The 8,436-nt window shown below is 39.8% G+C and carries 8 protein-coding genes and 2 pseudogenes; 5 read left to right on the top strand and 5 right to left on the bottom strand.

Going from position 1 to position 8,436, the window contains the following annotated elements; genetic code table 11:
• Positions 1 to 191: hypothetical protein (locus JZ784_RS14795; protein ID WP_346315373.1), on the top strand; the 191-nt coding region annotated here is incomplete at its 5' end.
• Positions 192 to 363: 172 nt separating this feature from the next.
• On the opposite strand, the pseudogene JZ784_RS14790 reads toward JZ784_RS14795, so the two are convergent.
• The 4 genes and pseudogenes from JZ784_RS14790 to JZ784_RS14775 form a co-directional block, all read right to left on the bottom strand.
• Positions 364 to 561 (bottom strand): annotated as a pseudogene (locus tag JZ784_RS14790) (OST-HTH/LOTUS domain-containing protein); the annotation flags it as partial.
• A 30-nt stretch (positions 562 to 591) separates the two neighbouring features.
• A pseudogene (locus JZ784_RS14785) lies at positions 592 to 1,308 on the bottom strand (NYN domain-containing protein); the annotation flags it as partial.
• A 258-nt stretch (positions 1,309 to 1,566) separates the two neighbouring features.
• Positions 1,567 to 2,328 carry a hypothetical protein gene (locus JZ784_RS14780; RefSeq protein ID WP_346315372.1) on the bottom strand — a complete coding sequence of 254 codons (762 nt, stop codon included), beginning with the start codon at positions 2,326 to 2,328 and terminating at the stop codon, positions 1,567 to 1,569.
• Between the two features lie 128 nt (positions 2,329 to 2,456).
• On the bottom strand, positions 2,457 to 3,674 hold the full coding sequence (locus JZ784_RS14775; protein WP_346315371.1) for an integrase arm-type DNA-binding domain-containing protein: 1,218 nt from the start codon (positions 3,672 to 3,674) through the stop codon (positions 2,457 to 2,459).
• A gap of 155 nt (positions 3,675 to 3,829) precedes the next feature.
• On the opposite strand from JZ784_RS14775, the gene surE reads away from it, so the two are divergent.
• The 3 genes from surE (at position 3,830) to JZ784_RS14760 (ending at position 6,552) form a co-directional block, all read left to right on the top strand.
• Positions 3,830 to 4,606, top strand: a complete 777-nt coding sequence (gene surE, locus JZ784_RS14770) for a 5'/3'-nucleotidase SurE (RefSeq protein WP_130148478.1) — start codon at positions 3,830 to 3,832, stop codon at positions 4,604 to 4,606.
• A gap of 109 nt (positions 4,607 to 4,715) precedes the next feature.
• Positions 4,716 to 5,531, top strand: coding sequence for a peptidoglycan DD-metalloendopeptidase family protein (locus JZ784_RS14765; protein ID WP_346315370.1), 816 nt, complete (start codon positions 4,716 to 4,718; stop codon positions 5,529 to 5,531).
• Between the two features lie 91 nt (positions 5,532 to 5,622).
• A complete protein-coding gene (locus JZ784_RS14760; protein ID WP_346315369.1) occupies positions 5,623 to 6,552 on the top strand; it encodes a LysR family transcriptional regulator in 930 nt (309 codons plus the stop codon).
• 102 nt (positions 6,553 to 6,654) lie between these two features.
• On the opposite strand, the gene JZ784_RS14755 is transcribed toward JZ784_RS14760, so the two are convergent.
• Positions 6,655 to 7,866, bottom strand: coding sequence for an aspartate aminotransferase family protein (locus JZ784_RS14755; RefSeq protein WP_346315368.1), 1,212 nt, complete (start codon positions 7,864 to 7,866; stop codon positions 6,655 to 6,657).
• Between the two features lie 200 nt (positions 7,867 to 8,066).
• Between JZ784_RS14755 and grxD the strand changes: the two genes are divergently transcribed.
• Positions 8,067 to 8,408, top strand: a complete 342-nt coding sequence (grxD, locus tag JZ784_RS14750) for a Grx4 family monothiol glutaredoxin (protein WP_005008922.1) — start codon at positions 8,067 to 8,069, stop codon at positions 8,406 to 8,408.
• The last annotated feature ends 28 nt before the right edge of the window (positions 8,409 to 8,436 follow it).

Raw genomic sequence — 8,436 nt, 5'->3', positions numbered from 1 at the left:
TGATTCCGCTGGAGCAATTTTGGTCGCTGATGATGTGGGTAATATCATTTGGCGAGTATCACCAGCAAAGTAGAAACACTCTAATAACTATCCTATATGTACGGCTGCTTGAACAGCAGAAGTGCTTGGCGGCTTTAAAGCGGGCACTGAAGAATATTTCGGATACCGTTATGCACGTGATAACGAATTGAAATCTGCAGATCAGTGTGATGATGAGAAGAATGATCCGCAGATGAAGATTAATTTAAAGTTTATAAAAGGGTGTGAGGCCTTTTTTAAGAAAGAAATTACCCACGGATAGTGGGTAATTTCTTATAACAGCAATTATTTTAAACGGATGTTTCTACTAAATAAATTTGGATATTAATTGGGCATTGGTCTTCCAATTTTGATTTTTGTTTTATTAACTTCAATCCATCCGTTATTAATACCCAATATTGCTTCTCTAAGATTGTTAAATCCATAATTTTTCACGCTTAAGTCAGGCTCTTTAGCAGTGATAAACTTCATAACATTATCAATTTCAGCCCATTCATTACTGCTAGAATTAGATATTGCTCTATGAACTAATTTTACAAAAGTCCCAAAACTAAGTTTTCTTAAGAAGAGTTGGCTTCCTATTAATTTTGTTTCAAATAATCCTGATGCTTGGATCAGACCAGATAATTTTGCACATCCATAATTTCTTGTATCAAAATCTGGTTTTACAGTTGAAATATAGGTGCCTACATTCCCTAAATAAGCCCATCCACTATCATCAGCATTATCTTTGACAGCTTTGTAAATTAAATTTAATGTTTGTTTATCTAAATCACTAATATTATTCTGATTTTTAATGTGAGATGAAGTCACTTCGATTTTTTTCTCATTTACTAAATTATCAGTAACTAAATTTTCAATAAAAATAAATTTATCACATGCCTTTTTAAATGCGTCAGGTGTAGATTTTTTGCCAAAACCATAAACATTTAATCCACTTTCTCTAATTCTTGATGCTAATGGAGTAAAGTCACTGTCACTTGATACAATACAAAATCCATCTAATGAACCGCTATATAAAAGATCCATTGCATCAATAATCAGAATCATATCAGTCGCATCTTTTCCAGCTGTATATGCAAACTGTTGAACAGGTGTTATTGCATTTAATAAAAGAATGTCTCTCCAGTTCTTTAAACTGTCATTACTCCAATCCCCATAGACTCTTTTTACACTAGCTATTCCATATTTTGCTACTTCTTCAAGAATTGGGCCAATAGATGATATTGATGAATTATCTGCATCAATCAAGATAGCTAATTTTTGCATGTTTTAAGTTGTTGAAAAATTGAGTTAATGTTATTTTTATATTGTACTTAAAGGTATGTTATGTCAAAGTATTTAAATTATTTCCTAAAAAATAATACATCTTATGCGAAAAACCTGAAATTTATTTATAATAGTCAATATCTTATTCGAAGCAATGATGGGGCTTAGCATACTATCATGGTTTGTTTATACTTATCGCTTCTACTGCAGGTAAAGTATAGTGCAATAGTAAAAGCCCATCAACTAAAGGCTTTCAGCTTATGGTTTTAAATATTTAATAATTGCAGAATTCAGTTTGTCAAATGAACTTGTAAACTCTACCAATAACTCAGAATACGTAAAACTTTTTTCTTTATTATTAATTTTTAAAGGTGAATTTTGGGCTACAATATTTATAATCTGCTTATAGTTAGTTAGTTGTGATTGATTCATTTGATGTTCTTCAGCATGAAACGCTATATAGGGGGAGTAATCATTAGAATTGATAATCTGTTTAATATATATATTGTAAACTTGTTCATTCATCAAACATAAAAAAGTAAGGGTTTCCTGAAAATCGCTATAATTTAATTTGAATTTACTTTCTGGAATTATTTCACCAATTAAACTTGATAGATAGTGAGAAAGCTTATCCTTTTCTGAAATATTTAAGAAATCTACCCTATCCAAATATAAAAAAGAATACTTTTTATTTTTAGTATAATTTTCATACATGTACAGTATTTGACTGCTTTGTGAAAAAATAGATTGGTAAATATTAAAAATAGAGGTAGCAAGCTTATCTATATATTCTTTTTCCAATTCATACTTTTTCTGTTCCCTCCAATCATTAAAGAGATATGCAGCAATAATTGCAGCCCATAAAGTAGCAATACCACCAAAATAAGCACCCAAGGTATTGAGTGCATTTTGTCCACTATCTAATGAACCCGCATACTGGAAAAATATCCAAAATGAGGAAAGGGTAAAAATCAAAGAAATCATTATGCCTCCAGTAACACTAAAAACAATTGGTTTCATTTTCAACTTTACACCCCACTCAAAAAAACAAAATTAGTTTTCAATCCTAAAGCCCAGCCGTTTTCTTTATAAAAAGGCGTTCCACTTTTCACAGTGTGTTCAATATAGAAGTAGAGCCAAGTTTTCATTTATTCTTTCCACCCATCAACAAGATCAGCCCAGTCTTGTAGCATTTTCCTACGATCGCCAAGCCACTTTGCATGATTATACGTTGCCCTTGTTTTATTTTCTTCAGCATGTGCCAGCTGCTTGTTGATCCAATCGGGCTTGTATCCTTTTTCATTCAAAAGGGTGGAAGCGGTTGCACGGAAATCGTGTGTGGTTACTTCTGGCAAGCCAATAAAAACCAGTGCTCTATTTAGTGTAGTTCTGGCAAGCATTGCGTCTTTCTTAAATGGTGCAGAAAAAACAAAAGTTTGGTTTTGAGAGATTTCATACTGTTCTTTCAATAAAGCGCATAACTGATCAGAAATTGGAACCAGATGAATATGGTTCTTTTTGTTACTTCTTTCCTGTTTGCGTCGTCTTGAAGCCTTGGGGAACTCAATCACCTTTTCGTTAAAATCAACGAAAGACCACTGCATGCGTCGAATCTCAGATGCACGTAGCATAGAGTACATCATAGCAAGGCAGGCATTTCTTACTGTTGTGGTACCGCCGTAAAGTTCTAGCCGCGTTCTAAGCTTTATACGCTCATCTTTCTCCAAAGGTCGCGCATGCTCAATTTCTGGTGACTCTATAGCACTCCTAACTGCATACGTGGGGTCATTGTCAGCTCTAAGGGTAACAATGGCGTATTTCATCACCAGGCTAATAAATCTCCGATTCTGGTTTGCTGCTGCCTCTCCTGTACCGTAATGGCTTAGTTTTTTCACCCTAACCATAGTGTCTTTCATGATAGTGAGCACGTCAGAAGAATTAACATCCTTCACTGGCTTGTGACCGATAACCTTGTATATATCTTTTTCCATCGATCGCTTGTACTGATTTACATAGTCTTTGCTTTTATATTTCATCTGCTCTAAAGCATATTCCTCAGCCACAGCTTTAAAAGTGTTGGTTGTAGCAGTAATGGCTTCAATTTTCTTTTTCTTCTTATCATCTACAGGATTAATATCGTCCTTCAATAGCACTTTGGACTCATCTTTCTTTTTGCGAGCTTCAGCAAGTGAAACGATAGGGTATTCACCAAAACTTACTGTTCCTTCTTTGCCATTCAGGGTGTATTTGAAACGCCATATTTTCTTGCCAGAAGGTCTTACTTCAATGTATAACCTTTCTGCATCAAGCACTCTGTACATTTTCTCTTTAGGCTTTAAAGATTTTATCTTGGTATCTGAGAGCATTAAGTTACCCGTTTAATTAAATAAGTTACCCGCCACAGTACCCGTTTTATTAACAGATTAGTGCGAACCAATACCGACTAAAATAGATTAAAGATTTAGATAAATAAAGGGGTGTAAAGGAATTTTCAGACTAATGTAGATTGAAGTAGATTATAGTGAATATTTTAATTGCCAACGATGATGGTGTTTTTGCGCCAGGTATCCAAGCTTTAGCCAATGCGCTGCGCCCTTTAGGCCGCGTTGTCATTGTTGCGCCGGAAGCAGAGCGCAGTGGTTTTTCCAGCGCATTAACTTTAGACCGTCCACTGCGTCCTATCCAAATTGCCACAGATACTTGGGCTGTGAATGGCACGCCGGCGGACTGCGTTTATTTATCCATGAACGGCTTATTTGATTTTGAATTTGATCTTGTGGTCAGCGGCATTAACAGCGGTGCGAATCTAGGAGATGATGTCCTGTATTCAGGGACTGTTGGGGCTGCTTTTGAAGGGCGCTTAATGAAACAGCCGGCCATTGCGGTATCTCTTGCAGGGCCAAATGTCCGTTCATATGAAACGCCTGAAGGTTTTGCAGTGGCAGCAAAGTGGGTGCATGACTTTATTGCCGCGGGCTTGCCTGCACTGCCCGCACGTCATATTCTAAATATTAATATTCCAGATAGCCGCGAATTAAGAGGCGCAAAAATTACGTATCAGGGCCGCCGCCGCCAGTCAAAACCCATTACCAGTCATGTTGATCCGCGTGGCCGCCAAGTCTACTGGATAGGCCTATCCGGTGAAGCTGTTGCTGAACCCCAGAAAGGCTTAACCGATATTGAATCTGATTTTTTTGCGGTTGCAAATGGTTACGTCAGCATTACGCCAATCCAAATGGATGCAACAAATTATGAAATTTTGAATAACTTGCACATACAATTGACTAAAAATGCGTAAGTAGTGTTATAACTTTGTGAAAATGCTGATGATGCAGCTTTTTTGTTGGCAAATTTTGCTAATCTTAGCGAAATTACAGCATTCCATTTATCGTGTAGAGAGGAAGATAATGTCCCTGGCGTCACAATATCACTTAAAAGCAGCTCCAGCAGCTTTCATCAAGTCATTGGTTTTTTCCTTGGCGGCTGTTTCGACCGTTATATTGAGTGGTTGTGCATCTAAACCGCAAGTCAGCAATGCAACACGCTATGCGGCAGCGCCGGATTTTTATACCGTGCGTTCAGGGGATACGCTGAGCGGCATCGCTGGGCGCTATGGCTTAAGCTATGTCAGTGTAGCTGAAATGAATGATATTGCGCCTCCATACAGAATTTATGTCGGACAGTCGATTCGCTTAAAAAATTCTGCTTCGCGCCGTGCGGCATCTACACAGGCAATGACACAGTCAGCGCCAATTCAGCGTCAAACAGTTCCACTGCCGCAAAATACTGTGCCAGCAGCGCCAGCCGTCTCTGCGCAAACCCAGACAGCACCGGCCGTGAGCGCGCAAAGCTCTTCTTTGCGCTGGGTTAAGCCCTCAAATGGATCTGTAATTGCGAAATTTAACTTAGCATCCAATGTGAAAGGCGTCCGCTTTGGCGGCAAAGCAGGCGATCCAATTTATGCTGCAGCAGATGGCCAGGTTGTTTATGCCGCTGATGGATTAAAAGAGTATGGCAATCTGATTCTTTTGAAACACATTAACGGCTATATCACCGCTTATGCGCATAACAGCAAAATGATTGTGAAAAGCGGCGACAATGTTCAAGCCGGGCAGAAAATTGCTGAAATGGGATCAACTGGAGCATCCAGCACGATGCTTGAGTTTCAGGTCCGTTTAGATGGCAAGCCAGTGAATCCTGAGACGGTTCTTCCGCTTAACTGAATTTAAGTAATGCAAAACCTGAATATCCTCGTATAATGCAAGAAATTGCTTTTATTAAAATATGAGCATTTCATAAATTTGAGGGGAATTTATGTTAGATCAATTACGGGCAATGGGTGTCTTTGCTTGCGTTGTAGAGAAAAATTCTTTTAGTGGCGCGGCGCGGGAACTGGGCATTACAACCAGTGCAGTAAGCCAGCAGATCCGTTCTTTAGAGCTGGATATGGAAGTGGTTTTACTGCACCGTTCAACACGCAAATTAAGCTTGACCGAAGCTGGACAAGCATTTTTTTACAGCTGTCAAGAAATGCTGTCTGCTGCAGAACGCGGTAAAGTTCGAATTAATGAATTGCGCGATGATTTGGTTGGGGAACTTCGTATCGCGACGACGCCTGAACTTTGCGCGAATCATATCATTCCAGCGCTTTCGCAATGGATAGCTACGCATCGCGGCCTTTCAGTGAATTTTGAGGCTGACAATCAGTATATTGATCTTATTGATGGGCGCATTGATATTGCGTTGCGCATGAGTTCTCAAATTTATGATCAAAATCTTCACGCTGTGCCTTTGGCCCGGGTTGAGCAGATTTTGGTTGCATCGCCAAGTTTTATTAATCATTCAGCTTTGATTTCAAGGCCTGAAGATTTGGCTAATCATGATCTCGTCGCGCTGAATATTATGAAGAACCATCATTCTTTGGTGTTTGACAACAGTGTGACCGGTGAAAAAGTCAATATTGAAATGCCTTCAAGGCTGTCAACCAACAATGTGCTGGTTGCAAAATCTATGTGCATGCAAGGGCAAGGCATTGCTCGAATTCTATTTTTAGATGTGCAAAAGGATTTAATGAGCGGTTCTCTCATTGAAGTATTGCCTGAGTGGAAATTGCCGGCATTTACACTTTATGCCGTGGTTGCTAAACAAGAGCAGCAGCCCGCTAAAATCCAGCGCTGCCTAGATGCATTAAAGAAATATTTCAGCCAGTTGCCGGGTGGGCGTATCTACCAAGAAGCATCTTAAAAACAGAAAGTTTATTTAAAAAGCGTTTTAACCATGATTGCTTAAATAAATTTTAATGTGTGAATAAAAAAGCCGCTGATGCGGCTTTTTTATTCTTTTGGATTAGGTTAAATACGCTTTAATCATTGTGACAATACGTTCAATCAGCTGGTCTGCCTGTTCTTGAGTAATATTCAAGGCAGGCAATAAACGAATCACTGAACCCGCCGTAACATTGATAATCAAGTGATATTGATCACGGGCAATGTCAACCAATTCACCGCATGCCTTAGGCAGTTCAATACCAATCATTAGGCCAAAACCGCGAACCGTTACATTTTGTTCAGAGAGTTTTTCAGACAGCTGCTGCACAATATAGGCGCCTTTTTCAGCAGCATTGGCCACCAAGTTTTCTTTTTGAATGGTGTCAATCACGGTATAAACGACACGAGAACCCAGCGGTGTGCCGCTATAGGTAGAACCATGGTTGCCTGCAGTTAAAACGCCAACACCGCGGCCTTGGGTCATGACAGCGCCAATTGGGAAGCCATTGCCTAAGCCTTTTGCTGTCGTTAAAACATCCGGAATAATGCTAGTGTGCTGATATGCAAAGTATTTGCCTGTACGGCCGTTGCCTGTTTGCACTTCATCCAGCATCATCAGCCAGTTGTGCTGATTGCAGATTTGGCGGATTTCTTCTAAATAGCTGAAACCTTGAGGAGCAGTGTTTACGCCGCCTTCGCCTTGAATCGGCTCTACTAAAATTGCCACAATATCTGGGTGGTTAATTGCTGCTTCTTCAATGGCTTCGATATCGCCAAATGGAACGCGGATAAAGCCTTCAACCAGTGGCGCAAAACCTTCTTGAACTTTTTTATTGCCTGTAGCAGACAAAGTTGCCAGTGTGCGGCCATGGAAGGAGTGATCTGCAACAATAATTTTAGGATTGGCTACGCCTTGCATATGGCCAAACTTGCGCGCAATTTTAATTGCGCCTTCGTTGGATTCTGCACCAGAGTTTGAGAAAAATACTTCTTCCATGCCGGCTGCTTCTGCTAATTTTTGCGCAGCCGCTGTTTGCCAAGGCACTTCAAAAATGTTGCTGGTATGAATGAGTGTTGCCGCCTGATCTGCAATTGCTTCAGTAACTGCAGGATGCGCGTGGCCTAAGCCGCAAACAGCAATCCCTGTTAATGCATCAAAGTATTCTGTGCCGTCTTCTGTATAAAGATAAGAACCTCGGCCTCGGACAAAGCTGATCGGCTGACGGCCAAATACAGGCATCAAATGAGATGGTTGATCAGTTTGCACAGGGGCAAGGGTAATGTTGTTCATGACTAACTCTTATCTGTTAGGTGGATTGAAAAGTAATGCGGTTGGCACAATATATATAGATGCGCCAAGACGTTCTATATAAGCAAAAACTCCCCGAGATTTAAAGCCCGATCGTAAATAAAATTGGATTTATTGCTTTAGTCATACTGTTTTGCTCAGTTTTGGGTATAATGCGATGCAGATTTATTGAGGATATATCAATGACTGAACAAGCACGCGATACAGAAGCGTTAATTCGTGACCAAATTGCTAAACATGCAGTTCTGCTTTACATGAAAGGCACTCCACAATTTCCGCAGTGCGGTTTCTCTGCTCGTGCAGTAGAAGCACTCAGTCAAATTGGCCGTCCATTTGCATATGTAAATATCTTGGAAAATCCGGATATCCGCGCGACTTTGCCGCAAATTGCAAATTGGCCGACTTTCCCGCAATTGTGGATCAATGGCGAATTGATCGGCGGAAGCGACATTATGCTTGATATGTTCCAAAAAGGTGAATTGAAAACTTTGGTAGAACAGTACAGCCCAGCGCCTGAAGCTTAATTCAGACCGAATATAAAAAAAGCGCCTG

The sequence above is a fragment of the Acinetobacter sp. CWB-B33 genome (assembly GCF_039655955.1).
In the GTDB taxonomy this organism is placed as follows: domain Bacteria; phylum Pseudomonadota; class Gammaproteobacteria; order Pseudomonadales; family Moraxellaceae; genus Acinetobacter; species Acinetobacter bouvetii.
This window is presented reverse-complemented; position numbering and strand designations above follow the sequence as displayed.

Excerpts from the sequence above, each read along its gene's own strand:
- JZ784_RS14780 (WP_346315372.1), bottom strand. The coding sequence starts at position 2,328 with ATGAAACCAATTGTTTTTAGTGTTACTGGAGGCATAATGATTTCTTTG.
- JZ784_RS14775 (WP_346315371.1), bottom strand. The coding sequence starts at position 3,674 with ATGCTCTCAGATACCAAGATAAAATCTTTAAAGCCTAAAGAGAAAATG.
- JZ784_RS14765 (WP_346315370.1), top strand. The coding sequence starts at position 4,716 with ATGTCCCTGGCGTCACAATATCACTTAAAAGCAGCTCCAGCAGCTTTC.
- JZ784_RS14760 (WP_346315369.1), top strand. The coding sequence starts at position 5,623 with ATGTTAGATCAATTACGGGCAATGGGTGTCTTTGCTTGCGTTGTAGAG.
- JZ784_RS14755 (WP_346315368.1), bottom strand. The coding sequence starts at position 7,866 with ATGAACAACATTACCCTTGCCCCTGTGCAAACTGATCAACCATCTCAT.
- grxD (WP_005008922.1), top strand. The coding sequence starts at position 8,067 with ATGACTGAACAAGCACGCGATACAGAAGCGTTAATTCGTGACCAAATT.